Origin of the sequence: Mucilaginibacter sp. OAE612 (assembly GCF_041806395.1) — a bacterium.
GTDB classification, from domain to species: Bacteria; Bacteroidota; Bacteroidia; order Sphingobacteriales; family Sphingobacteriaceae; genus Mucilaginibacter; species Mucilaginibacter rubeus.
In genome coordinates this window covers 4,835,305-4,860,016 of record NZ_JBGMUW010000001.1, presented here as the reverse complement: position 1 = coordinate 4,860,016, position 24,712 = coordinate 4,835,305, and the positions used below count along the sequence as shown (strand labels likewise).

Genomic DNA, 24,712 nt, shown 5'->3' with positions numbered 1-24,712 from the left:
ATACTCTACAGAGTGGCAATGCTTCCGTGCGATTGCTTCGTTCCTCGCAATGACATGATGGTTCAGGTAGCGGTTCTTCTAATCACTGACCTCCAACCTCTAATCTCTTTATTTAAACCTATAAAACCCGGTAATTGATCCCCATTGATGCGAGCGGAACATTTCCTTGGTGTCTTTGGTGTGGAATATAGCTGCTATATCAAACGCGAAACGGCTGGTTGTAAAAGCTACACCTACCTGCTGGCTAAATATAAACGGTTTCTTTTCTGAAACAACTTCCAGGCTGTTTGGATCGTCATGTTTGCGGAACAGGCTGCCCTGGATGGTTGCATCATAACCAACCAAATTGGCTAAAGGCTTGTAGTAAAAAAAGATCTCGTGCTTGTGCAGTAATTTTTCCTCGCCACCGGTTGATACCGTACTTTGGGTACTGATGGAATTGAACAGCTGGTTAAAATTACCCAGGCGTACCATACCCCCGGCACCCGCACCGGTAAAGCCGTTACCCAGGTTGGCATACGAGCTAAAGCTCAGGTCAATCCATGAGGCACGGGCCAGCAGTTTATTATACTCGGCCGAAAGATTGAGCTCCACATCATTTTTGATCTGGTATTGCCAGCCGTTAAGTTTGTAAAAACCGAAAGTATTGTGAATAAGCTTCTGAACAGGTTCGCCGCCCGCAGCCGGGCCTACCAGGCCTATCTGGGCACCAAGCTTCAGATTACTTTCGTTTTTGTACAGTAAGTTAAGTGTTGAACCTATATAAGTATATGCAGCAAACGGCCTGTCAATATCAAAGGGACCGCGAACATAGCCCGATTGGGGGTTGAACATTTTTTGCCCTAACTCAAATCCTAAAACTTTGTTTTGAAGATCGTTTTCGGTTGGTTTAACTGTAAGCGCTTTTCGGTAATAAAAGAAAATGCCATTGGTGTAATACCTGTCAGATCCCTGACCAAGGAATGAATCATTGTCAGTTTGGATACCAAATTCATGACCGCGGGTTTGTGCAAATAAACAGGTAGCGCTTAACAGGCATACCAGTGTTAAAAATAGTTTATTAGGCATTGGGGTTTATATAGTATAATAGTATATATGTGCGCTAATATATAAAAAACCCGATGCAAATAAAGCAGTTATAAATTTAGGGAATGTTACAGTTTGAAATTTGGTTGATGAGAAAGAAATGAATTAGGGTTTTACTAAAAATAAAACGAAATTTAAAAGGCAAATCAAACAACCCATAATACCATATTTATATGAACGTGCAGCAGCAAACCGGAGAGTATATTGCCAGCCAACCCGAACCCAAACGTGGTGATATGCAAATTTTACATAAACATATACTTCAAATATTACCGGGATGTAAGCTATGGTTTGAGGATGGCAGAAACGCTGAAGGCCGGATTGTTAGCAACCCTAACGTGGGATATGGATCTTACACCATAAAATATGCTAACGGAACAACCCGCGAGTTTTTTCAGGTTGGTATGAGCGCCAATACTACGGGGATTTCTATCTACATACTTGGTATTAAGGATAAAAAATATTTACCCCAAACATATGGAAAAGAAATAGGCAAAGCGAGCGTGACAGGGTATTGTATTAAGTTCAATAATTTGAACGATATAAACATTGATATACTTGAAGCGGCAATAAGGGATGGGGTTGAGATTACCAATGAAAATTAAACTTCAAGCCGGGGATTCTATTTTAAGTTGGGCGTTATGTTTCGATACCTTGTCATGAAGAACTTCTAAAACAAAAAAGTTTTACAGCGTGTAACTGTAAAACTTTTTTGTTTTATGCCGGGAAATAGCCCCGCTTTAATTAATGGCTGTTTTTTCGTCTTCTTTAACAGTAAGATTTATTGGATTTTTAACCTTTTCGTTAAGCAGGGCTAGGGTTATCACATCTCTCATATCGGTAACGTAATGAAAGCTAAGGTCTTTGATGTAATCTTCCTTAATTTCCAGAATGTCTTTTTGGTTTGATTTGCATAGGATGATCTCTTTTATGTTGGCACGTTTTGCAGCCAGGATCTTTTCTTTGATACCGCCTACAGGCAAAACCCGACCGCGGAGGGTGATTTCGCCCGTCATGGCCAAATTAGGCTTTACTTTACGCTGCGTAAATGCCGAAACCAGTGCTGTAAGCATGGTAACACCCGCCGACGGGCCATCTTTAGGGGTAGCGCCTGCCGGTACGTGTACATGCACATCCCACTGATCAAACAGTTTAGGGTTGATGTCAAAATCGGCAGCGTGGGCGCGCAGGTAAGCGAGGGCAATAGTTACCGATTCTTTCATTACATCGCCAAGGCTGCCTGTAAGTGTTAAGCGGCCTTTTCCGGGGCTTAAACTGGCTTCAATAAACAGGATGTCGCCGCCTACAGAAGTCCAGGCCAGGCCTGTTACAACGCCTGCAACGTCATTGCCTTCATAAAGGTCTTTATCAAAAATAGGTGCGCCCAGTATCTTTTCGATATCTTTTTTACTTACAACACTGTTGTAAGGCTCTTCCATAGCTATGTTCTTAGCCACGCCGCGCACAACCGATCCAATCTTTTTCTCCAGTGAACGTACCCCCGATTCGCGGGTGTAATCAACTATCACCTTTTCGATAACATCTGCTTTAAGGCTTACATCTTTTATTTTTAAGCCATGTGCTTCGCGCTGTTTAGGCACCAGGTGTTGCTTGGCTATCTCAATTTTTTCTTCAATGGTATAGCCGTTCACTTCAATGATCTCCATCCTGTCTAACAAAGCAGGCTGGATCGTGCTCAGCGAGTTGGCGGTAGCAATAAACATTACGTTTGAAAGGTCGTAGTCCATTTCAACATAATGATCAGAAAAAGTGCCGTTTTGCTCGGGGTCAAGTACCTCAAGCAGGGCAGATGAAGGATCGCCCCTGAAATCGTTGCCTACTTTATCTATCTCATCCAAAATAAATACCGGGTTTGATGCGCCCGCCTTTTTTATCGACTGGATAATGCGACCCGGCATAGCACCAATATATGTTTTACGGTGACCCCGGATCTCCGCTTCATCGCGGATTCCGCCTAATGCCATGCGCACATATTTACGGCCCAAAGCTTTGGCTATTGATTTACCTAACGATGTTTTACCAACCCCCGGAGGGCCAACCAAACAAAGTATCGGAGCTTTCATGTCGTGCTTTAATTTCAATACGGCCAGGTATTCGATAATACGTTGTTTTACCTTATCTAAACCAAAGTGATCTTTATCAAGGATCCTTTGCGCCCGCTTAAGGTCAAAGTTATCTTTGGTAAACTCGTTCCAAGGTAAATCAAGCAACAGTTCAAGGTAATTGATCTGAACCGAGTAATCGGCGGCTGCGGGATTGGTACGGCTCAGTTTTTCAAGCTCTTTGTTAAAATGATCTTTAACTTCTTTTGCCCATTTCTTTTTGATGCCACGCTGGCGCAGGCTCTCAATTTCCAGGTCGGGCGTATTGCCGCCCAGCTCTTCCTGTATAGTTTTTAGCTGCTGGTTAAGGAAATAATCCCTTTGCTGTTTATCCAAATCGACACGTACTTTGGTCTGGATCTGGTTTTTTAATTCCAGCATTTGCAGGTCGAGCGTTAAATGCTCAAGCACAAGGTTGGCACGTTCGCGCAGGTTGGCAATTTCAAGCAGGTGTTGCTTAGCGGTCATATCAGCGTTCATATTTGATGATATGAAGTTGATCAGAAACGATGTACTTTCGATATTGCGGATTGCGATCCCTGCTTCACTCGGGATATTTGGCGAAAGCTGGATAATATTCATGGCCATATCCTTAATGGATGATACCATGGCTTTAAACTCTTTATCTTCCTTGATTTTTATCTCATGAAAAGGTTCAACTGTGGCTTTTATATAGGGTTCGCTCTGTACTTCTTCTTTTAAATAAAAACGTTTTTTGCCCTGGATGATAACGGTGGTGTTACCATCAGGCATTTGCAGCATTTTTATAATGAGTGCTATAGTGCCAACTTTGTTAAGCTGGTTAAAAGTAGGGTCTTCAATCCCCACATCCTGTTGCGAAACCACCCCAATCATGCGGCTGCCTTTATTGGCATCGCGGATTAGTTTTATTGATTTATCCCTGCCAACTGTAATTGGGATCACAACACCCGGGAAAAGTACAGTATTGCGCAAGGGTAAAATAGGCATTACATCGGGCAGTTCCTCATTATTCATCTCCTCCTCATCTTCCGATGACATTAGCGGGAAAAATTCTGAATCCTCGTTTATAACCGGTAAAGCATTTTTAAAATCAAACGGATCGAAATTCATTATTATATTTTGTAGAATAAAACGTCATGTTGTCAGCCTGTAAGATAGTATCCACTTCAATTACAGGTTAAATTGCGATTATCAATCGCACATAACAATGGTTCAAGAGCTGTGCCAAGTTACGATAATAAATAACAACAATTAATCTGGTGATTTAACGTACTGGGTATATGTTTGTTACAAATTTGTAAAACGAATTGTAAATAAATAAGATTTTATTGGTAAAGATGAAAAAAAGTCATAGTATCGCTGTGCTTAAATTATTTGTAGGTGTAAAAATTTTTACACAAAACCACAATATGGCATAATAATTTAGGGTATTAATAGTTAATATTATACCATATTTGTTTTACCAGTAATCCGTTTAATGAAGTTATCAGTTATCCTGCCCCTTCTGATCATGTCTTCGCTCGAGTCGGCTATAGCGCAAAACGCTTATGTACGGCTCGGCCAGCAGGCGCTTATGGATGGCGATTTCCGTTCGGCGGTGTCACACCTGGAAAAGGCGTGCATAACTGATTCAACAAATGCAAACGCTATGTGGATGCTGGGCTACTCATACTACCACAGCGATAACTACAAAAAATCGATACTGGCATATACCAAGGTAATTGCCGTAAAGCCGGCCGATGCAACAGCTTATTATTACAGGGCAAGGGCAAAAAGCTACCTGGGGAGAGATAGCCAGGCTTCGGCGGCGGATAAGGAATTGTACCTGTTAGGCGCTATTGTGGATCTTACAAAGGCCATTTCTATTAACAGCGATCTCAGGGATAACAAATACTACCAAAACAGGGGCATAGCTTACCGCGACTACGGTATGTTTAAATTGCAGGCGACATCTCGTTTTTATGACAAAGCAAGGGGAATAAACTCGTTAAAGGCTTCAGTTGCCGATCTGGAAAAAGTACTGGCAGATAACCCGGGCCGCATGGACATTTCCGCACTGATCGATCAGTCAAAAGAGAAACTCATCCAGGCTACTACAGGGGTTAATACTTTAGTGAAGCAGCACTAAAATCCGGTTAAACTTTCTCTTTTACCTTTTAGGCAGGGTTCCCTGCACTTTGTAATCGTTCCGACCCATCAATTTCACATGTTGTGTTTTTTGGATCAGGTAAAGCGAATCGGGAAAATAACTCAATTTTTCGTTGGTTTCGTACAGCAGGTTTTTGGTGTGGTTATAGATCAGGATCCACGCCACTTTATCGCCGGCTTTTTTGATGATGATGCGGCGGGTTTTAAGCTCGGGGGTACGGGCCTTATAAATAATAGCGCTATCGCTTGTACTAACTGTATAACTGTTTTTCCAGGCCGGGCGGTTAATGTCCGACTGGATAAACAAATTAAGCTCCTGGTTCCAGTTGCCAATGTGTACTACTTTGGTTTCGGTAACGCCATTGTGGGTAACCGTTTTGTTTACCGCGGGGTTTAACCTGGTAAGCCGTGCCGAATCGGCCCTGAAAAACTCTTTCAGGTCAAAGTAAACCAGTTTGGCACCGCTTTGCCTGTTATCGGGCCGGCAGGAATATAAATTTGCTATTAACAATAAAAAGCCGCCCATCAGGGCGGCTTTGCTTATGTTTTTTGGATTACACCAATACATTACCAGTCATTTCGGGAGGGATGGCAACACCTAATATACTTAATATGGTTGGCGCCACATCGCCCAGTTTTCCGTCTTTTACTTCTTTTACATCTTTGTCAATCACGATACATGGTACCAGGTTGGTAGTATGTGCCGTATTGGGCGACCCATCTTCGTTGATCATGTAATCGGCATTGCCATGGTCGGCCAGGATAATGAACGAATAACCATTGGCCAAACCTGCTTCAACAACAGCTTTGGTGCAGCTGTCGGCAGTTTCGGCTGCTTTAACCACCGCGCTGAAAACACCGGTATGGCCAACCATGTCGGTATTGGCAAAGTTAAGGCAAACAAAATCAGGCCAGCCGGTTTCCAGTTCAGGGATAATGGCGTCACGGATACCCGCAGCGCTCATTTCTGGCTGAAGATCATAAGTAGCCACTTTTGGTGATGGTACTAATAAACGTTTTTCGTTATCAAATTCTTTTTCGCGCCCACCCGAAAAGAAGAAGGTTACGTGAGGATATTTTTCGGTTTCGGCAATCCTGATCTGTGATTTACCTGCGTTTTGCAGGATCTCGCCCAATGTTTTGGTCAGATCTTCCTTGTTGAAAACAACCTGAACATTCTTAAACGTTTCATCATATGGTGTCATAGTGATGTAACGGATAGCCAGCGGGTGCATGTTGTATTCGGGGAACGACTTTTGAGTTAGAGCGATACTGATCTCTCGGCCCCTGTCGGTCCGGAAGTTAAAGCAGATCACCACGTCGCCATCTTTAATAACGGCTAAAGGTTTACCTGCGTCATCAACAGCAACTATCGGTTTTACAAACTCATCGGTAACACCTTCAAGGTAGGAGTGTTTGATGAGGTCGGTAACGTTTTGGGTTGATGTGCCAATGCCATTAACCATCAGGTCGTAAGCCAGTTTAACACGTTCCCAGCGGTTATCACGGTCCATAGCATAATAACGGCCTATCGCCGAAGCTATCTTAGCGCCGGTACCTGCAATATGCTCTTCAAGTTCGGTAACAAAGCCCAAGCCCGATTTAGGGTCGGTATCGCGGCCATCTAAAAAGGCATGGATGTATACATTGTTAACATCCAGTTGTTTAGCGGCATCGCAAAGGCCTTTCACATGGCGAATGTGCGAATGTACACCACCGTCAGATACTAAACCGATAAAGTGTACGTCTTTATTGTTTTGTTTCGCGTATTCAAACGCATCTTTCAATACAGGGATAGTTGGCAGCTCATTGTCATCAACTGCCTTATGAATGCGGCCAAGTTCCTGGTAAACCACGCGGCCTGCACCAAGGTTCATGTGACCAACTTCCGAATTGCCCATTTGCCCGGCAGGTAAGCCTACTGCTGTTCCTGAAGCTTCAAGCTTTGAATTTGGATATTGTTTAAGCAGGCCATCAACAAAAGGAGTATTGGCAGCCAGTATAGCGTTTGATTGATCGTTGCGGCCATAACCCCAGCCATCAAGTATTATTAGTGCGAGTTTCTTTTTGTTTTCCACAATGCAAATATAAAGGCAACTGGGTACTTTATATATAATTTTTTAATTTAGGTTAGCAGCCTGAAATAAAACTTAAATTATACTGTTAGTGTTTATTATACAGTTTAATGAACATAGCTTTTTAGTTTATTAAAAAACGAGTAAACACTTAACCGCTCTTTGTAACTTTAGCACCCATTAGTACGTTATTATTGTATGAAATTAATATACCTGCCGTCGTTTATTTTTTTACTGCTGCTCCCATATGTCTCATCGGCAGATGCTATAGATAACGTAGCCAATCTTTTAAAAACAGGTAATACTAAAGAGCTTTCCAAACTATTTGCCAATAATGTGGAGATCACCATTATGGAAGACGAGAATGTTTATTCGCAAAACCAGGCCACGGTTATACTGGATAAGTTCTTCGCAAGGAATAAGCCTAAAGGTATTAAGCTGTTACATAAAATAAATTCGGGGGGTAATTATCATTTCGGTGTTTATATTTTGAGTACCGATAAGGGCGAATTTCGGGTCGCCATCACGCTCAAGGATGCAGGCAAAGGCACCAATGTTGTCGAATTAAAAATTGAAGACGAAAAGGTGAAATGACTTAGTTCATGGATCATGGTTAATGGTTCATAGCACCTGTTTGGAGCTGAACCGTTTTCATAGTCAGAGAGTTGCCATGAACCATGAACAATGAACCATTATCTTTACCGTAATCAATCCCCTCCATTTAAAAATTGTTGTTACTTTTGACACTCAAAAAGTACACAATTGGATAAAGAACTCATACACCAGTTTATAAATAATACTTTAAGTGAGGATGTGGGCGATGGCGACCATACCTCGCTTTCAACTATCCCGGCCGACGCTACCGGCAAAGCAAAACTTTTAGTTAAGGACGAAGGAATACTGGCCGGTGTTGAGCTGGCCGCCGAAATATTTCATGTGGTTGATCCAAACCTTAAACTTAACGTGTTTTTGCAGGACGGAGCCCCGGTTAAATATAACGACATAGCTTTTGAGGTTGAGGGCAATTCGCGCAGCATTTTGACCGCCGAGCGTTTGGTACTAAATTGTATGCAGCGTATGTCGGGAATTGCTACAAAAACCAGACAGATAGTTGATTTGCTGAAAGGGACTAATACTAAAGTTTTAGATACCCGTAAAACCACACCGGGGCTTCGTTATCTCGAAAAATGGGCGGTACGCATAGGCGGAGGCGTAAACCACAGGTTTGGTTTGTACGATATGATCCTGATTAAGGATAACCATGTAGACTATGCCGGCGGGATAAGGCAAGCTATTGAAAGTGCTAATCAATATTTAACCGACAATGGGAAAAAACTTGCCATTGAAATTGAGGTGCGCAACCTTGATGAACTGGAGCAGGTTTTACAAACCGGCCGGGTTAACCGCATACTGCTTGATAATTTCAATTTTGATGACCTGCGGCAGGCTGTTGGTATAATACAAGGGCGTTATATTACCGAAGCTTCGGGCGGTATCACCATTGATAATATACGTGAATATGCCGATTGTGGGGTCGATTATATTTCTGTAGGGGCGCTTACTCATTCGGTTAAAAGCCTTGACCTTAGTCTGAAAGCCGTAAAATAGGGTAATTAAAATATCAAATAACACATTGTTAAACAAAGTTTAGTGGTAAAAGCGCTGTGATTAAAACGCTTTTACCGCTTCAATTTTGTAATATTGCAGGAGAATGATAACCGTTTACTCTGTTACAGCACTTATAATGGCTTATCTGTGCGGCTCAATACCTACGGCTGTTTGGATTGGTATGGCTTTTTACAATGTGGATGTACGCGAGTACGGAAGCGGTAACGCAGGTGCTACAAATACTTTTCGTGTGCTTGGTAAAAAGGCGGGCATCCCCGTGATGCTGCTTGATATATTTAAAGGCTGGGCAGCAACAAACTTCGCTTATTTCATTGGTGCATCTGCTACAGGTGCTATCAATTCAACCGCATACACCAATTATGAACTGGCTTTAGGCATAGCGGCAGTTATGGGCCACCTGTTCCCTATTTTTGCAGGTTTCAGGGGCGGCAAGGGCGTAGCAACTTTGTTTGGAATGATTTTGGCTATACATTTTCATGCTGCCTTATTATGTATAGTGGTTTTTATAACGGTGTTACTGATCTCAAAATATGTGTCGCTTAGCTCAATTGCAGCTGCCTTTACTTACCCTATAGGCGTTACATTTGTTTTTCCGACACCTATCCGGTCGATAGTAATTTATGGCATGTGTATTTGCGTGCTTGTGCTGGTAACCCACCAAAAAAACATTGAACGCTTAATAAGAGGCAAAGAATCGAAAGTTAATTTTTTTAAGAAGAAAACAACAGTTGCCTAATCACCATGAAAAAGTTTAAACCTGTATTAGTCCTGATAGCCATCATGGCTGTCTTTTCCTGTTCAACTGTGCCGTTAACCGGCCGTAAACAGCTGAGTCTTGTTGGCGATGCCGAAGTGAACCAGTCGGCAGCGGCAAGCTATAAGCAACTGCTTTCCGACCCTAAAACTAAAGTGGTGGCCAGCGGTGCCGATGCGCAACGTGTTAAAACCATTGGTAACAGACTGGCGGTAGCCATTGAAAAATACCTCAAAGAAAACGGTTATGGCGATCAGTATAGCTTTAATTGGGAGTTTAACCTGATCCAGAGCAGTGAGGTTAACGCCTGGTGTATGCCTGGCGGTAAAGTTGCGGTTTACAGCGGGTTATTACCTGTAGCCAATACCGATGCCTACCTTGCCGTAGTTATGGGCCATGAAATTGGGCATGCTATTGCCCGTCACTCAGCCGAACGGATCTCGCAGGAGATGTTGGTGCAAGGGGGCGGACAACTGGTAGGAGCGGCGACAAGCCAGCAGTCGCAGGCTACACAAACCGCCATAAGTACTTTATATGGTGTTGGAAGCCAGCTGAAATTGTTGGCCTATTCCCGTAAACAAGAATCGGAAGCCGACCGTTTAGGGTTGACCTTTATGGCCATGGCCGGTTATGACCCGCATAACGCCATTGCTTTTTGGCAACGCATGGCAGCCCAAAATAAAGGCGGTGCTCCACCCGAATTTTTGAGCACTCACCCTGCTGATGCAACCCGTATTGCCAATATCCAAAACCTCATACCCGAGGCCATGAAATATTATAAAAAATAATTAATCATTTTAGTGGATCCCGCCCGTAAAAAAGGCGGGATTTTTCTTTTTATGGCTAAAAGCGAATTTTTAAAAGCCCGGTGGAAAAATCTCGTAATGCTAAATTACGAGGTTGATGCGGCAATATTAAAACCTTATACGCCGGCAGGCACGCTGCTCGACCTTTGGGAAGGCAAAGCACTGGTAAGTATGGTTGGTTTCATGTTTTTGGATACCCGGGTACTGGGTATTAAATGGCCCTGGCATGTAAACTTTGAAGAAGTTAACCTGCGATTTTACGTGCGATACTTTAATGGTACCGAATGGAAGCGCGGCGCTGTTTTTATAAGCGAAATAGTGCCTAAAAGCATGATTGCGCTCATTGCCAACAATCTTTATAAGGAACATTACCGCGCCTTGCCCATGCGAAGCTCTATAACCGCGACAACAGATCACCATACCCGATTTTTATACGAATGGAAACTTAACGGGCGCTGGAATAAGCTTGGCGCTACGGCAAGCGACACCCTGGTTGATATTAAGCCCGGCAGCCCGGAAGAGTTTATTTTAGAACACTACTGGGGATACAACGGTTTAAGCGAAATAAAAACAATGGAGTACCAGGTTGAGCATATTTCATGGCAAACCGGTTTGGTGCGCGATTATGTTTTTGACGCTGATGTTGCCCCACTCTATGGTGAAGCATTTAAGCCGTTTTTGGAAAAAGAGCCGGTTTCGGCCTTTTACGCGCTTGGGTCGGATATCAACGTACGAATGGGGGAGAAGATAGTGGTGGGGAGGTAAAGAGTTATGTGAAAGGGAGTGATGCTTCGAGTCTTTATGGTAAACTTATGGAAGTGAATTATTAAGCATGACAATCTGCCCCAGAGGGGCAAAAGGTTTGTAGAAAAAATAAATGCCCTTCCTTTTACAGCCCCCAGAGGGGCTGAACAAAGCCAATAAGTTAATTATTGAGGCAATTTAAAGATATATTGTTCGTCAAATTCTATATTGAAATCATTTAGCATTTTCCTGTATTCGTCTAAAAACGTAATTTTTCGATGATGCTCTTGCTGGTTTGCTATGTAGTTTACCACTTTATCAATTTGCGACCTGCTATTACTAAAAGCTCCATATCCTTCCTGCCACTGAAATCCGCCATTAGCTAATTTTTGTTTATTAACCCATTCGGACGAGTCGCTTTTTATAAATCGTACAATTTCGGAAATAGATTGTTTAGGATTTAATCCAATAAGTAAATGCAGATGATCAGGCACATTGTTGATAGCAATTAGTTTATGCCCCTGGTTTTGAACAATTGAGGTTATATACATTCTTAACCGCTCAGCCCATGTATCTTCAATTAATGCCATACGATATTTTACGGCGAAAACGATGTGGATATATAACTGAGAATAAGTGTTATTACTTGCCATACATTGTGATCAGGTTCGTTAAGTTGAGCACCTCTGGTGCTCTAATCAAATTTACATTATTTTTCTACAAACCTTTTGCCCCTCTGGGGCAGCCTTTCAATTTCTTAAATTTAAGTTAATGATATCGCTTGTAGCAGTAATCTGATCCGTTCCGAGTTAGCTGTGCTTTAAATCCTTATTAAAGCAACTATAATTAAATAATCCCCCATCACCCCGTCGTCAAAAAAAATAATCAGTTCATTAATAATCACGTTGTTTGCTATTTTTGCCACCCATACAATTTTTGATACATGGCAAATTACAGCAACCGCATTGCACATTTGAAAAACGAGATCCAGCCTTTACGCGATCAGCTTATCAGTCACGAGCTTTATAAAAATATTACATCGCTTGATGAGCTTACTGTTTTTATGGAGCATCATGTGTTTGCTGTTTGGGATTTTATGTCGTTGTTAAAAGCTTTGCAGCAAAAGCTTACCTGTACTGTTACCCCATGGATGCCAACCGGGAACGCCAATACCCGTTATCTTATTAATGAAATTGTTGCGGGCGAAGAAAGCGATATCGATGAACAGGGAAACCGTGCAAGCCATTTCGAACTTTATCTGCGTGCCATGCAGCAAGCGGGGAGTACCGCCGAAGGCATCAATAACCTGTTTAATGAATTAAACTTCGGTAAGCATATTGATGAAGCGCTGATCATTGCCAATATTCCTGTTGCCGCCCGCAATTTTGTGCAGCACACATTTGATGTTATCGATACCAATAAAGATCATCTGCAAGCTGCGGTATTCACCTTTGGCCGCGAAGATTTGATTCCGGATATGTTTGTGAGCATAGTAAAAGAGCTGAGCCAACAATTGCCGGGTAAGGTTGATATATTGTTATACTATCTTGAGCGCCATATAGAAGTTGACGGCGACCATCATTCCCAACTGGCCTATCAAATGACTGCCGAACTTTGCGGCGATGATGACAGCAAATGGGCCGAAGCGACTGTTGCTGTTAAAGAAGCATTACAGGCGCGCATTGCACTTTGGGATGGGATTTTGGAAGCGATTAAAGTACAGGAAATAAGTTCCCTTTAACCATATACCGATAGAAAAGGTTATTTCGACAGCGCATGGTTGGGGATTTTTCTTTCGCCTCCTAACGCCCGTTCTTGTCCCAGCTCTATCGGTTTGCTATCGTAGTATACAAAAACACCGCCGATTCTCCCAATATTACCTGGTCGCCTTCGCTTAGGGGGTGGCCAATTTGAGTGGAATTGAGTTTGATCATTTTGCCATCGGCCGCGATATGGATCTTGGTTTTATTGCGCGGGGGCACGCCGCCTTCATCGGCAAAGATCATGAAGCGCTCGCTTTCGCCGTCCCATTCAATATGGGCATGCTGCCTGCTGATGTATTTATTACTTTCGTCCCTGCTCTCTCCCGGAAAAACAAATTGATTTAGCCTGAACGATCCATTTTCGGTAACAGACTTTTTATCCCTCCCGATGTAGAGTTTGGGGTCAGTAGCTTTGATCAGGTATTCTTCTTTTTCGGCCTCACCGCTCAGGATGCGTAAATAGGCTGTAAAGGAGGCTGCATTGTGTGCAACCTGCTTGCGGGTATTCATGATAAACGCAGCATCCAGGTCGGGGATCCTTTTCGCGTCTGCCGGGAGCTCATCGGTGAACTCAACATCCAGCGTCCAGTCAGAAGGTAAATTGATGTCAAAATCGTCGGCTATTTTTTGAACCTCGTTTTTGAACAGCGCTTTATCATGTACATAAACCGCACCCTCATAAATAGGCTTATCCTCGGCATCGGCAACTATAAAAAGCTTCAGCTCTTTAATATGGCCGCCTTCTCCACCTTCTATCTTTTGTAACGATTCTTTAATGAAACGTAATATAGCCTCACGTAAGCTTTTTACATCCCAGGGTTGTTTTTCGCCGCTTCTTTTAAATAAACTAAATGCCATTTGCTCTTCCTTTCTGCTTAAACACTATTCTTCGGTAGTGGTTTCCGTTTCCATGCTTTTTATGTAACCTTTTTTAAGCAGGAAAGGGATCACATGATTGCCGGCCAGGTGTACCGCGTCTGATGATCCGCGGGTTGATTCTATCCGGATACAAACCACCATATAGCCGCTGCCTTTTTCTTTTGGTGCAAAGAAAACATACCAGCCATCGTTAACGCTCTGGTTCCTTACAATACGTTCCGGCGTACCGGTTTTGCCCGCTACCTTGATGCCTAATATAGGCGTTTTAGGCGCGCTTTGCTCAATCATATATTGTTTTAACAAAGCAGCATAACGCGGATCTTCGGCCAGCTTGATACCGCTTTTTACAGCCACTGTTGAATCGGCAATTTTTAGCGCGTACCTGTTGGGCAGTAACATACCGTCATTAGCCACGCCTGATACCAGCCTCGCTACCGCCGCAGGAGTAGCAATCAGTTCGCCCTGCCCCCAGGCCATACCCGAAATACCTTTAGCCCTTGTTTTATGGATATTGTTAGGATCGTACCGTGGTTTGGTATTAAATTCGGTTTTACGCCATAAGGTGCGCCATTTATCTTCCTGGGTGGCGTTCAATACCGGTTTATTATAATAGTAACCGCCTACACCATGTAAAAACATCCCTGTTTTAAGGTACAGCGTTGCCATGTACTCTTCCAGGTGTTCCTGGTTGGCCAGTTTAATAAAATATACGTTGTTTGATTTGGCAATGGCGCGCTCCATGGTGATCATCCCGGTTTCGTCGGGCTCGATGCCCTTGGTACGGATCCGCTCCTGGGTGCTTACATGATATTGTATTGCAGATGCAGCGATGCCTAATTTATTAAATGCCGACATCGCCGTTAAAACTTTAGCCGTTGAACCCGGCTGACTGGCATAGGTAAAACCCAGATCGGTAGTGGTTAACCAGGTAGCCAGTTTATTTTGATCGGCCAGTGGCATAGTCAGCTGGTCCCAGTTGTGTACAGGAGGCAGCGGGTATTGTGCCGATGTAAGCACATCGCCGGTGTTGGATTCCATGATAACTACCGAAACCCTGTTATCATACAGCGAAGTATCGGAAGCGATAGATTGCTGAATACTGGTTTGCAGATCGGCATCCATCGTAAGCTTTACATCGCGGTTTTTGTTTTTGAAAGCCTCGACTTCAGGGCCGTTGATATCACTTACCAGCAGGTTGGCCAAAGCGCTGTAGTCTTTTTTAGCTACGGTCATTTCTTTCATTCCGCGGGGCAAAAACCGGTCTTCCTGGTAACGTGATGCCTTCACATTATAATTGGTGATAGGCATATGAAACCCGCGAAGTTCGGCGGCATGCTCATACTCGGCAAAATAACCGTTGGTGCTGCCATTAAATACCCCGGTGTTTTGATCGCCCGTCCAAAAAAACGTTTGTTCTTCAAAAGGATAAAACCTATCCAGGCGCTTATGCATTGCCGAATCCAGGTCATAATGCAGCATGCCCGAAGCGCTTAATTTGTTCTTTTGTTTTTCGATAAGTTCGGGTTTGCTGGTAGCGAGGATAAGGCCGTTACGGTCATATATAGTACCGGCCTGCAACCTGTTCATCAATATAGCGATACGCGGGTTATAACTAAACATCCGCAGGCCGCTTTTATCGGCAACCAAAGCAGGTTTTACAACCCATTGCTTATTATCTGTTGTGTAGCGCGATACATTCACCACCAATAATACCACTCCGGCAAGCGCGGCTGCCAATGCAGGTACCAGGTTTTTATCCTGCTGTTTGGTGATATAATCCATTTGCACAGCGGTTCCCCTTACTGATGAAACCGACAGCAGGAAGCCCGCGGCCAGCAGATTTATTACCAATGATGAGCCGCCGTAACTTTCAAAAGGAAGGGAAACGCCGGATAACGGCAATGCCCCGATGGAGCCGCCCGCAATCAGCAAAAACTGCACAAAAGTACATACGCCTATGCCCGCGCTGAGGTAAAACAGCAGGGGCATCCCCGTTTGCCTGCCTATGATGATGGAACGGTGCAGGTACAACAAAAACAAGATGAACACCGCGGCCATGCCAGCCCAGCCAAACTCTTCACCAATGGATGGCAATATCATATCGGTATGTGCTTCGGGGATAGTTTTGGCAAAACCCTGCCCAACACCTTGTCCGCTTGCCCCTCCACTGGCCATGGCCCAAAGTCCGTTAGCTACCTGGTCGCCGCCGTAAACCTCATTATTCCAGGCGTCCTGCCAAATGGCCTTACGCTCAACCAAACGCTCCACCGGTCCGGGGATAATTTTATCGAGACCGGGGATTTTATCGATGGTTAAAAAAGCAGTGATCACCACGAGCGCCATAATGGCCGATTCACTCAACCTCCTCCGCCTGAAAAATACTACGCTCCCAAGCGAAAAAAATGTGATGCCGGCGCTAAGCCATATATTATCAAAAAACCAGGTAGTGAGCACAAATAGCACCACAAAGCCCGCCATATACAGGAAATCGCCCCGTGAAAAAGAGAACAGGATGATGAACGTAAAACAAATCACCATGGCCGGCCCCAGATCGCCCAAAACCAAAAACAGCAGCAGGGTTATTATCGTGGCGATAAGTGCAAAAGAAAAGAACGACCAGCGCTTGCTCCAGCTGGCGTATTGACTGATGAATTTTTCGTTGGTGGCAAAAAATCCGGCAAGGAAAATAACAATGAGGTATTTTACAATTTCGCTTGGCTGAAAACCCAGCAGGTTAACTTTTACACCGCTACCCTCGGGGCCGGTACCAAACAAGATGGTGGAAAACAGGATGCCCATGGCAACAATAGCCCAGGGCCAGCCGTTGGCGGCGCTCCTGCTCCATTTAAAAACAAGCAACCGGTAAAAGCCCGAGTCGGGGTTAAGGCGGCGAAGGTTAAACAGCTGAATGATGCAGATCCCCGCCATGCCGATGCCCAAATAAACAAGCGTATCTTTAGCCAGGAACCTATCGCGCAGTGGGTCTTGCAGGCTTAAAAGCGTAAGGAATGAGATACCGGTAAGCATCATGATCAGGGGTAAAATGATCTGATCAGCATTAGGATACCGGGCGCTGAGTAACAGGTGTACGATGATAAAGCTTGCAAAAAAGCTTCCGGCTATAATCCAGTACCACATGTTAAACTCCTCCTGGTAGCGCACAATAAAAGCACCCTCTTTTTTCAGGATGTTAAAATCGCGGGTAGAGAGCAGCTTGATACTATGAGGTGCCTGGCTAAATTTAAAGGTTACGTCTTTGTCCAGTTCGTCAACGCCCTGCGAGCGGCCAAACTCAAAACCCGGCTGCATGGGCAATACCGAAAATGCTTTGCCGGTTGGCAATTTGGCAAATACAAACCGCCCTTGCTCATCGGTACGGGCAAAAGCTGTTAGTGACTGCAGTACCTTCTTTTTCTGATCGTTAAGTACATACAGTTTTTTGTATGATGAGGCATTTTCCGAATAAGAGGTTTTAGCCCCGGTCTCCTCATCGCTGAAAATACTATCACGGGGTAATATCATGGTTAGCTTTACCAGTACACCGGGCACAGGTTCGCCTTTGTGGGCTATTGTACCTTTAATGCTGTATTCGCCAAGGTTGAGATCGGTTTGAGCGCCCAAAGTAGGAGGATTTTTCAATTCCTGTTCAAAGCGGATGGAATCATCGCCGGTATAGCCTAAAAGTGTGCGGGAGGTAAGTACGCGTTTCTTGAAAGTTTCACCGCCTTTTTCAAAGGCCTCGTCGGCATTTACGTAGTATTTACGTTTGTTAAGTTCGCCGGTATTATCTACCAGGTCGCCGGTTGTTTTACGCGATGCTATTACCGATTCAATGTAATCAACATCCTTCGGATCGTCAAAATAATACCCTTTTTTAAGCAGCGCCTTTACGTTTTGAGCGGTATTGGGCGAGTTAAGGTTTACGATGGTTCCGTCCTTCAGACGCTTATCAACATCAGTGAATTTAAGTTGCAATACGCTGAAAAGCTTCACAAATAAAACGGCCAGCAATATGCCTGTAAGCAACAGGAACAGCCGTTCCATTCTCCTGCCGGGTACTTTGGGGTTTTCCTGGGCCATTTATCAGTGAGTAGCTTTAGTTGGGACAGAATCAGTTTTGAACATGCTGCCAAACAACCTGCCCGAGATGTATTTTTTATTAGGGAACATGTACAATGCCTGCACCGGCGTTAAGCAGTTATTGAACTGCACATTTTTTAGCACAAGGGCATCGTTATGTGTTACGATAGCTGTACCAAAGCCATCAAAAGCAACGCTATCCAGCACTACATATTTACAGTTGGCAGCCAGCGCGATAGCCGGGCCAGAATAGGTGGAATCTTTTTTAAATACGACGGCGCCCTTTGTTTTAATATACAGGCTATCCTTATTGATATGCAGCGTATCGCTCAGCACAATAGGCTGCTGAAAATCAGCCGCTGAAAGTAACAACGTATGGCCTTTTAATTTATTGATAGTATCCTGGAGCTTGAGCTCCACCGCGTTTTTAATATGCTGAGCTACCAACGTATCTGTTTTTTTAGGAACAGCAGCCTGATCTGCATTCTTTTTAAACTGCCAGATAAATCCACCCAAAAAAATAAAGCAAAGCAGGGTAAGTACAGCCACTGTGCCGCCATTGCCTTTGGTTTTTACCACAGGATCAGGCTCTTCTTGCCTTTTTACCGGGGCGGGTGCAATTGCTTCCGGCTGTTCGGCAACTTTTACAGCAGCAACCGCTGGTTTCGTGGCGCTGTGTTGCTTGCGCTCCTTATCGTTATGTACCAGTACAACGGTCACATTATCTTTTCCACCACGGTTATTGGCTGCATCAATCAGTTTTTTTCCCTTTTCGGGCAGGTTATCGCTGCTGGTAAGGATATTGGTGATCTTGCTTTTATCAACAAGGTCGGTTAAGCCGTCGCTGCAAATGAGCAGGATATCGCCCGGCAAAAAGGGCGAGTTACCTGTCTCTACAAAATCGGGGTCCTGGCCTATTTGCCCGGCAAAACCAAGCGCTTTGTTGATCTCGTTGCGTTTGGGGTGGTCCATGGCCGCTTCCTCGGTCAGCCGGCCCGAATCTTCCAGGAAGCCCACAAAAGAGTGATCTTTCGAGATCTTGATCAGCGAATAATCTCGCAGCAGGTACAGACGGGTGTCCCCAACGTGGGCATAATAAAATTTATTGTTGATCATATCAACCACGGCCAGTGTAAGCACACAGGCCATGTTTTCAAGATCTTTGTTCTGTACTTTTTCGTCGTAGATCCGTTGATTGGCAATGGTAAACGTATTTACCAATAGCGGCACAATATCGCCGGCTATATATTGCAATTGCTCCAGGATGGTGGCGCGGGCAATTTCGGCAGCTATTTCGCCGCCGGCATAACCGCCAACCCCATCAACCACACAGGCAATGATAAAATTACCATCACCAGATTTTTCGGCAATAAAAACGTCCTCGTTATTTTGCCTTTGCCTACCGGTATCTGTTATCCCGAAAAAATTATTTGCCATGGTTTTAACTGGATTTTTTTATGTCGATAAAATGAGCTACCAATAACAGCACACATATTGCCAGCAGCCCTATTGATAATACCTGTGACATTTATGGTTCGGGTTTAAATATGTTAATACCTACTATGCCATTGAGCAGAATCCTGGAGTTGAACGGCAGCTCAACCCATTGCGGCGAGTTCACGTCGCTCCCGGCTACTTCCAGTTCGTTGATCAGGGTGCGCTCGCCAAAAGACGCCATGTAAAACTTACCATCGGCTTTATTTAACCTGATGCGCAGGTGGGGGGTGTTCACCCATTCAGACGGCACCTTAAACACGGCCTGCTCGTCCCTTTCCTCATCACTGCCCGATACAACAATATCATCATCCTTGATCAGGTACTCCACCTTGCGGCCAACAAACTGCTTATCGGGCATAATGGTTTCCAGCCGGGCCAGTACTTTGGTTCCGGGCTTAACTACGTCCTTTTCATTGTGCTGCAGGTCGTTAGCATAAGGCAATTCGTAATAACCTTCGCTGTAATAAGTAAAGCCTTTTAAAACCTCGTTACTGATATCCAGGGTTTGGGCAACACCCGTTTGGCGCGGAATGAATGTAACCCGCAGGTTCTCATCTTTTTTAGCGCTTGTGCCGGGCAGCAGTTTGCCTATAAAACCCTTATCGCCGCGTTTATAATCCGGGTGCGATACCAGCCTGAATACCCATTTTGAGCTTGAAGGTTCCACCTTTTTGCCTACTTCCTGGTGTTCGCGCAGCAGTTCATAGAATTTTTTAACAGATTCATTAACGATAATGCCGAACAGGCCAGAGCGGTTATTTACAAAATCCTGGTAATCTTCTTCGTTAAAGCTGATGATAAATTCGTGGTAAAAAACTATCCTGTCGGCAAAAGAAAGCTGCTTGATCGATTCCTTGAATTTTTCGATGATGTACAAATACACGTCATCGGGCGTTAGCGCTTTTATTTTTACAGCCTCCTCGTTTACTGGTTTTCCGTTTGGTAAAAACCAGTCCTGAAGGCCTATCCGTTTCCAAAATGTTGATTTAGGTTCCATTCTGTATTTGCTAAATCATTAAAAGTTTAAGTTAGAGGTATCCGCTTTTTTCACACTATCGCGATAAAACTGGGTATCTTCCTTTTGTTGTTTTGCCCGTTGTATGTTACGCAATATCGAATCGGCGGTTGAATCAACTTCCGGTGGAATATTGCTCTCATCTTTGTAATCACTGGCCTTAGGCTGCTGTACAGAGTCTTTTTTTTGGGGTGGGATAATTTTACTACTTGCAGCCGAATCGGTTGCCTTTTTTGAAGGTTTAAACAGCCTGCTAACCACCCCATTATAAATACGCCCGCCAAACTTATCCATCACCACTGCCGAAAACACGGTAAAACCGCAAAGCAATATTATGAACATAATGAAGATCGGCTTTGACATGCGCACGGCTTTGCTATCAGCAGGCTCGTTGCTAACTACCTGTGCCGGTTGCTTGTTCTCGTTTTCCTGGTAATATAGCACCAGCCCCTGCAGTCGTTCATTTTCCTTCAATAAAACTTCGGTATTCCACGATTCATCGGGGTGCGTTGGACTGATAGCGCCGATACTGCCCTGCATCAAAGCTTCCTGCAATTCAATGCCGTTGGCATACCGGTTATTGATGTCTTTTTGCAGACATTTAGCTACAATCTGTAATAACCAGGCCGGAACCTGCATCTGCATTTCCTTTTTCTCGTCCGACCAGCTTTCGGGCAGGTTTTTGCGGCGCAGCTCCATTACATCAGGTATCTCCGACTCCATGTGGGCCAGCATCACGGCGTTGCGTGCTGTTTCGCCATTATCTTTTAGCGGGAAAGGCACCTGCCCGCCAATCAATTCATACAGGATGATGCCGTAGCTGTACACATCTGTTTGGAAATACATCAGGCCTTCATTTTGCTCGGGCGCCATAAATTCAATAGCGCCCGCATGACGGATACTGGTACGGCGCTGATCATCAGACATGGCCGAAAGACCAAAATCAAGCAGCACGTAGTTACCGGTATGTACGTTGAACTTTACATTGTTGCTTTTGATGTCGCCGTGCTTTACCGAAACTTTGTGACAGTGTGATAACGCATTTGCCAGCTGATCGGCCAGTTTAATGATCTCTTTAATGCTGAAGATAGCCTCATGCGGTGGTTTCAGCAGGTCTTCCAGATCGGGGCCATCAATATATTCCATTTCGATAAACGGGAACGAACCACTTTCGGTAATGCCCGAATTAAGAATCTTAACCACATTTGGGTTAGGCTCTTCGTTTACCTTTTTTAGTTTTTCGACCTCGTTCTGGAAATTGCGAAAATTTTTATCGTCGGTGCTTTCGGTATGAATAGGAGTGGGCAGGAGCTTTACCGCTGTGATAATAGGCCCATAGCGGCGACCTTTATAAACAGAGCCCTGACCGCCCGTTCGTAAAGCCCCCATGTTTTCCAAACCTTCGGTAATAGTAAATACTTTGCTCATTGAGTTATACTTGGGGAATGAGTATTCGTGACAAATATTAAAAACTTTTTACTCAACATAACGCAGGCATTAGTGTTTGGTATAAAAATATAAAAAAATAACCGCTGATTAGGGTGATTTCGTTGATTACGCTGATTATGAATGTTGTCTGAACTCGAATTTATTGAATTAAAAGAATGGACAGAATGCTCAGCAAATTCAATAAATTCCCTTAATTCAATAAATTCGAGTTCAGACGACCATAGTTCATTAATTCACAATTATCTCATCCACCATCAACCAGGCCTTCGCTCCGGCAATATACTCACCCGGCGGAATAATCCCTTTGTTAGTTGCTTTTACCCTGATATATCTTGCCTGCTGTGCTTTGATGTTTGCCCTTACAGCGTTGATGCCGTTATCCGGGAAATCAGTCTGGCGGTAAACTTCGGTATAATTGCTTCCATCTGTTGATACCTCAAAGGTAAGCAGCGTTGGCTCCCACATTTTTTGCCAATGGTATTTTAATATGTTAATGCCAAGCTTTGATACGTTTTGCACGTTTCCCAGATCAACTACCGCTTCAAGGTCATCTCCACTGAAGCCATGCCATTGCCCGTCATTATAAAGCTTGCTGCCGAAGATGCCGTTCACCAAACCAAAGGTATTACCCGGATTAAACCCTCCCTGCGGCTGGTTTTTAAGCGTTACCGTTTTGCCTATGGCCTTGTGAATGGTAAATGACTTTTCATAGGTTCGGCCCTGCTGCCTGCCATTATTAAAAACAGCTGCTTTAATAATCCCTGGTGATGCTATTGTAATTGCACCTGTGTAACCTTTGCTGTTTAAGCCTGGCTCAGTACCATCTGTTGTATAAAATATTTTAGCGCGGGGTAAAGTTGTTTGGAGATTTAACGCTACCCGATGATCTGCAGTTTCTGTTACCGAATCGGTGATCTCATCAAATACATCAGCCGCGTTTATATTTAACTTTTTGAGCAAAGGCTGCTGGTACCTTAGTCGCTTCAAAAAATCCGGATAGCTTTTATTTTCCTTCGAACTCCAGGCAACTTCGGCCAAAGCCAGCATTCGCGGGAACAATTGCCGCTCGGCCTGTGCGGGGCTGGCCATGTATTCGCTCCAGGCGTTGGCTTGTACACCTTTAATATATTTTGCTTCCTCGCCGCTTAATTCATTAGTTATTGGTTCGTAATTATAGACCTTGCTTAATGGTGTGTATCCGCCGCCGGCTAATGGCTCGGCCCGGTAAAGTGACTGGTAGTAATCCAGGTATACATATTTTTCGGGCGTCATGATGGCATCATGATGCTGTTTGGCGGCGGCTATTCCACCTTCTTCGCCAGTCCAGCTCATGACGGTTGCACCAGGGGTAAGCCCGCCTTCCAGAATCTCGTCCCAGCCTATGATCTGCCGGCCTTTACTGTTCAGGTATTTTTCCATGCGGCCGATGAAATAACTTTGCAGTTCCTTCTCATCTTTCAGGTGTTCGTCCTTAATGCGCTGCTGGCATTTGGGGCAGACCTTCCATTTGGTTTTAGGGCATTCATCACCGCCGATGTGAATATATTTTGAAGGGAACAACGGCAGTACCTCATTCATCACATTTTGTAAAAAGGTAAACGTTTCGTCATTGCCGGCGCAATACACATCGTCAAAAATGCCCCAAAATGTTGCGGTTTTATATGGCCCGCCTGTACAGCCCAATTGCGGGTAAGCAGCCAGCGCCGCCAACGCATGGCCCGGCATTTCAATTTCCGGGATTACGGTAATGTGCCTTTGGGTGGCATATTCTACAATTTCTTTAACCTCATCCTGGGTATAATAACCGCCATAACGTTTACCATCAAACCTGTGCGGACTATCCTTTTTGTGGCCAATGATGGTTTCATCGCGGTAAGCCGAAATGCTTTGCAGTAAAGGATATTTTTTTATTTCGATGCGCCAGCCCTGGTCATCAGTTAAGTGCCAGTGAAAAGTATTGATCTTGTATAGTGCCAGCAGGTCTATCCATTTTTTAATGGCTTCGGGTTTAAAAAAGTGGCGGCTTACATCTAAATGCATTCCGCGGTATGCAAAACGGGGGTAGTCGGTAATGGTATAGCCTTGTATGGTTACTTTTCCGTTGGTTACCTTTAATAGTTGCGTAAGTGATTGTAGACCGTAAAACACACCGGCTGCATCATGGCCGCTAATTTTTATCTGTTTAGCAGTAACCGATAGTTTATATCCCTCTGGTTGGGTAACATATTTATCATCTATATTTAATTGAACAGGAGCATTCGACCTATGATTTGCCCGGAGGCTGAAACCTGAAACAGATTTAAACCAGGTATTGAAAAATGTAAGGTTATCCCGGCCGATGTTGGGTGTGGTACCTATTGCTGTTGATTGATTAAAAGTAAAAACCTGGTTTGCGTTTGTCTTTACCATTATAACCGCCTTAGGGATAATACCTTCCTCCTTTACCTGAGCGTTAGTTACCGCTGCAAAAAGCAAGCATAACGGAATACAACTGAGAAATTTGCGGAATGTAAACAGGTTGACCATCAATGTAAATGTAAAACCGAATATACTTTTTTTGCCGAAAGGCGGATAATGAAATCGTTTAATAATAAAAAACACCGTCCCGTTTTTCTTATCCTACATCAAGTGCCGCCGGCGATTTTGACCGTAATTTTGAATCATAATAACACAGCAAGTATT

The 24,712-nt window shown here is 44.0% G+C and carries 19 protein-coding genes; 8 read left to right on the top strand and 11 right to left on the bottom strand.

Annotated elements, in window-relative coordinates; all coding sequences use genetic code 11:
* Positions 1 to 108: 108 nt before the first annotated feature.
* Complete coding sequence (locus tag ABID99_RS19990; RefSeq protein ID WP_373614912.1) at positions 109 to 1,068, bottom strand: lipid A deacylase LpxR family protein; 960 nt, start codon at positions 1,066 to 1,068, stop codon at positions 109 to 111.
* Positions 1,069 to 1,259: 191 nt separating this feature from the next.
* Here ABID99_RS19990 and ABID99_RS19985 point away from each other — a divergent pair, with 191 nt between their 5' ends.
* Positions 1,260 to 1,691: a hypothetical protein gene (locus tag ABID99_RS19985; protein WP_373614911.1), complete on the top strand. Its 432-nt coding sequence runs from the start codon at positions 1,260 to 1,262 to the stop codon at positions 1,689 to 1,691.
* Positions 1,692 to 1,826: 135 nt separating this feature from the next.
* Here ABID99_RS19985 and lon read toward each other — a convergent pair whose 3' ends face one another.
* On the bottom strand, positions 1,827 to 4,301 hold the full coding sequence (lon, locus tag ABID99_RS19980) for an endopeptidase La (RefSeq protein WP_090531869.1): 2,475 nt from the start codon (positions 4,299 to 4,301) through the stop codon (positions 1,827 to 1,829).
* A gap of 367 nt (positions 4,302 to 4,668) precedes the next feature.
* Between lon and ABID99_RS19975 the strand changes: the two genes are divergently transcribed.
* The gene (locus ABID99_RS19975) at positions 4,669 to 5,319 is read left to right on the top strand and encodes a tetratricopeptide repeat protein (RefSeq protein ID WP_090531867.1); all 651 of its coding nucleotides are present in this window, start codon (positions 4,669 to 4,671) and stop codon (positions 5,317 to 5,319) included.
* A 21-nt stretch (positions 5,320 to 5,340) separates the two neighbouring features.
* On the opposite strand, the gene ABID99_RS19970 is transcribed toward ABID99_RS19975, so the two are convergent.
* Positions 5,341 to 5,865: a hypothetical protein gene (locus tag ABID99_RS19970; RefSeq protein ID WP_139160021.1), complete on the bottom strand. Its 525-nt coding sequence runs from the start codon at positions 5,863 to 5,865 to the stop codon at positions 5,341 to 5,343.
* A gap of 28 nt (positions 5,866 to 5,893) precedes the next feature.
* On the bottom strand, positions 5,894 to 7,417 hold the full coding sequence (gpmI, locus tag ABID99_RS19965) for a 2,3-bisphosphoglycerate-independent phosphoglycerate mutase (RefSeq protein WP_373614908.1): 1,524 nt from the start codon (positions 7,415 to 7,417) through the stop codon (positions 5,894 to 5,896).
* A 195-nt stretch (positions 7,418 to 7,612) separates the two neighbouring features.
* On the opposite strand from gpmI, the gene ABID99_RS19960 reads away from it, so the two are divergent.
* The 5 genes from ABID99_RS19960 to ABID99_RS19940 all read left to right on the top strand — a co-directional run bounded on the left by ABID99_RS19960 (position 7,613) and on the right by ABID99_RS19940 (position 11,368).
* A complete protein-coding gene (locus tag ABID99_RS19960) occupies positions 7,613 to 8,008 on the top strand; it encodes a DUF4783 domain-containing protein (RefSeq protein ID WP_373614907.1) in 396 nt (131 codons plus the stop codon).
* Positions 8,009 to 8,176: 168 nt separating this feature from the next.
* A complete protein-coding gene (gene nadC / locus ABID99_RS19955; RefSeq protein WP_373614905.1) occupies positions 8,177 to 9,022 on the top strand; it encodes a carboxylating nicotinate-nucleotide diphosphorylase in 846 nt (281 codons plus the stop codon).
* 103 nt (positions 9,023 to 9,125) lie between these two features.
* Positions 9,126 to 9,779, top strand: coding sequence for a glycerol-3-phosphate 1-O-acyltransferase PlsY (gene plsY / locus ABID99_RS19950; RefSeq protein WP_176622607.1), 654 nt, complete (start codon positions 9,126 to 9,128; stop codon positions 9,777 to 9,779).
* Positions 9,780 to 9,784: 5 nt separating this feature from the next.
* On the top strand, positions 9,785 to 10,585 hold the full coding sequence (locus tag ABID99_RS19945) for a M48 family metallopeptidase (protein ID WP_373614904.1): 801 nt from the start codon (positions 9,785 to 9,787) through the stop codon (positions 10,583 to 10,585).
* Between the two features lie 51 nt (positions 10,586 to 10,636).
* Positions 10,637 to 11,368, top strand: a complete 732-nt coding sequence (locus ABID99_RS19940; RefSeq protein ID WP_373614902.1) for a YqjF family protein — start codon at positions 10,637 to 10,639, stop codon at positions 11,366 to 11,368.
* A 164-nt stretch (positions 11,369 to 11,532) separates the two neighbouring features.
* On the opposite strand, the gene tnpA is transcribed toward ABID99_RS19940, so the two are convergent.
* The gene (gene tnpA, locus ABID99_RS19935; protein WP_373614900.1) at positions 11,533 to 12,000 is read right to left on the bottom strand and encodes an IS200/IS605 family transposase; all 468 of its coding nucleotides are present in this window, start codon (positions 11,998 to 12,000) and stop codon (positions 11,533 to 11,535) included.
* A 290-nt stretch (positions 12,001 to 12,290) separates the two neighbouring features.
* Between tnpA and ABID99_RS19930 the strand changes: the two genes are divergently transcribed.
* Positions 12,291 to 13,088, top strand: coding sequence for a DUF3050 domain-containing protein (locus ABID99_RS19930; protein WP_373614898.1), 798 nt, complete (start codon positions 12,291 to 12,293; stop codon positions 13,086 to 13,088).
* Positions 13,089 to 13,173: 85 nt separating this feature from the next.
* Here the strand turns inward: ABID99_RS19930 and ABID99_RS19925 are convergent, their stop codons facing one another.
* From ABID99_RS19925 to ABID99_RS19900, 6 genes are all read right to left on the bottom strand, one after another.
* Positions 13,174 to 13,968, bottom strand: coding sequence for an FHA domain-containing protein (locus ABID99_RS19925; RefSeq protein ID WP_373614897.1), 795 nt, complete (start codon positions 13,966 to 13,968; stop codon positions 13,174 to 13,176).
* Between the two features lie 24 nt (positions 13,969 to 13,992).
* On the bottom strand, positions 13,993 to 18,069 hold the full coding sequence (locus tag ABID99_RS19920; protein ID WP_373614896.1) for an FtsW/RodA/SpoVE family cell cycle protein: 4,077 nt from the start codon (positions 18,067 to 18,069) through the stop codon (positions 13,993 to 13,995).
* Positions 18,070 to 18,072: 3 nt separating this feature from the next.
* Complete coding sequence (locus ABID99_RS19915; RefSeq protein WP_090531841.1) at positions 18,073 to 19,506, bottom strand: protein phosphatase 2C domain-containing protein; 1,434 nt, start codon at positions 19,504 to 19,506, stop codon at positions 18,073 to 18,075.
* 91 nt (positions 19,507 to 19,597) lie between these two features.
* The gene (locus ABID99_RS19910; RefSeq protein WP_188832904.1) at positions 19,598 to 20,563 is read right to left on the bottom strand and encodes a hypothetical protein; all 966 of its coding nucleotides are present in this window, start codon (positions 20,561 to 20,563) and stop codon (positions 19,598 to 19,600) included.
* Between the two features lie 18 nt (positions 20,564 to 20,581).
* Positions 20,582 to 22,009, bottom strand: a complete 1,428-nt coding sequence (locus tag ABID99_RS19905) for a serine/threonine-protein kinase (RefSeq protein WP_090531837.1) — start codon at positions 22,007 to 22,009, stop codon at positions 20,582 to 20,584.
* A gap of 249 nt (positions 22,010 to 22,258) precedes the next feature.
* Complete coding sequence (locus ABID99_RS19900; protein ID WP_373614894.1) at positions 22,259 to 24,556, bottom strand: family 20 glycosylhydrolase; 2,298 nt, start codon at positions 24,554 to 24,556, stop codon at positions 22,259 to 22,261.
* Between the last annotated feature and the right edge of the window lie 156 nt (positions 24,557 to 24,712).

Excerpts from the sequence above, each read along its gene's own strand:
- ABID99_RS19910 (WP_188832904.1), bottom strand. The coding sequence starts at position 20,563 with ATGGAACCTAAATCAACATTTTGGAAACGGATAGGCCTTCAGGACTGG.
- ABID99_RS19905 (WP_090531837.1), bottom strand. The coding sequence starts at position 22,009 with ATGAGCAAAGTATTTACTATTACCGAAGGTTTGGAAAACATGGGGGCT.
- ABID99_RS19960 (WP_373614907.1), top strand. The coding sequence starts at position 7,613 with ATGAAATTAATATACCTGCCGTCGTTTATTTTTTTACTGCTGCTCCCA.
- lon (WP_090531869.1), bottom strand. The coding sequence starts at position 4,301 with ATGAATTTCGATCCGTTTGATTTTAAAAATGCTTTACCGGTTATAAAC.
- ABID99_RS19985 (WP_373614911.1), top strand. The coding sequence starts at position 1,260 with ATGAACGTGCAGCAGCAAACCGGAGAGTATATTGCCAGCCAACCCGAA.
- ABID99_RS19900 (WP_373614894.1), bottom strand. The coding sequence starts at position 24,556 with ATGGTCAACCTGTTTACATTCCGCAAATTTCTCAGTTGTATTCCGTTA.
- tnpA (WP_373614900.1), bottom strand. The coding sequence starts at position 12,000 with ATGGCAAGTAATAACACTTATTCTCAGTTATATATCCACATCGTTTTC.
- ABID99_RS19945 (WP_373614904.1), top strand. The coding sequence starts at position 9,785 with ATGAAAAAGTTTAAACCTGTATTAGTCCTGATAGCCATCATGGCTGTC.
- plsY (WP_176622607.1), top strand. The coding sequence starts at position 9,126 with ATGATAACCGTTTACTCTGTTACAGCACTTATAATGGCTTATCTGTGC.
- ABID99_RS19990 (WP_373614912.1), bottom strand. The coding sequence starts at position 1,068 with ATGCCTAATAAACTATTTTTAACACTGGTATGCCTGTTAAGCGCTACC.
- ABID99_RS19925 (WP_373614897.1), bottom strand. The coding sequence starts at position 13,968 with ATGGCATTTAGTTTATTTAAAAGAAGCGGCGAAAAACAACCCTGGGAT.
- ABID99_RS19975 (WP_090531867.1), top strand. The coding sequence starts at position 4,669 with ATGAAGTTATCAGTTATCCTGCCCCTTCTGATCATGTCTTCGCTCGAG.
- ABID99_RS19970 (WP_139160021.1), bottom strand. The coding sequence starts at position 5,865 with ATGGGCGGCTTTTTATTGTTAATAGCAAATTTATATTCCTGCCGGCCC.
- ABID99_RS19940 (WP_373614902.1), top strand. The coding sequence starts at position 10,637 with ATGGCTAAAAGCGAATTTTTAAAAGCCCGGTGGAAAAATCTCGTAATG.
- ABID99_RS19930 (WP_373614898.1), top strand. The coding sequence starts at position 12,291 with ATGGCAAATTACAGCAACCGCATTGCACATTTGAAAAACGAGATCCAG.
- ABID99_RS19920 (WP_373614896.1), bottom strand. The coding sequence starts at position 18,069 with ATGGCCCAGGAAAACCCCAAAGTACCCGGCAGGAGAATGGAACGGCTG.
- ABID99_RS19915 (WP_090531841.1), bottom strand. The coding sequence starts at position 19,506 with ATGGCAAATAATTTTTTCGGGATAACAGATACCGGTAGGCAAAGGCAA.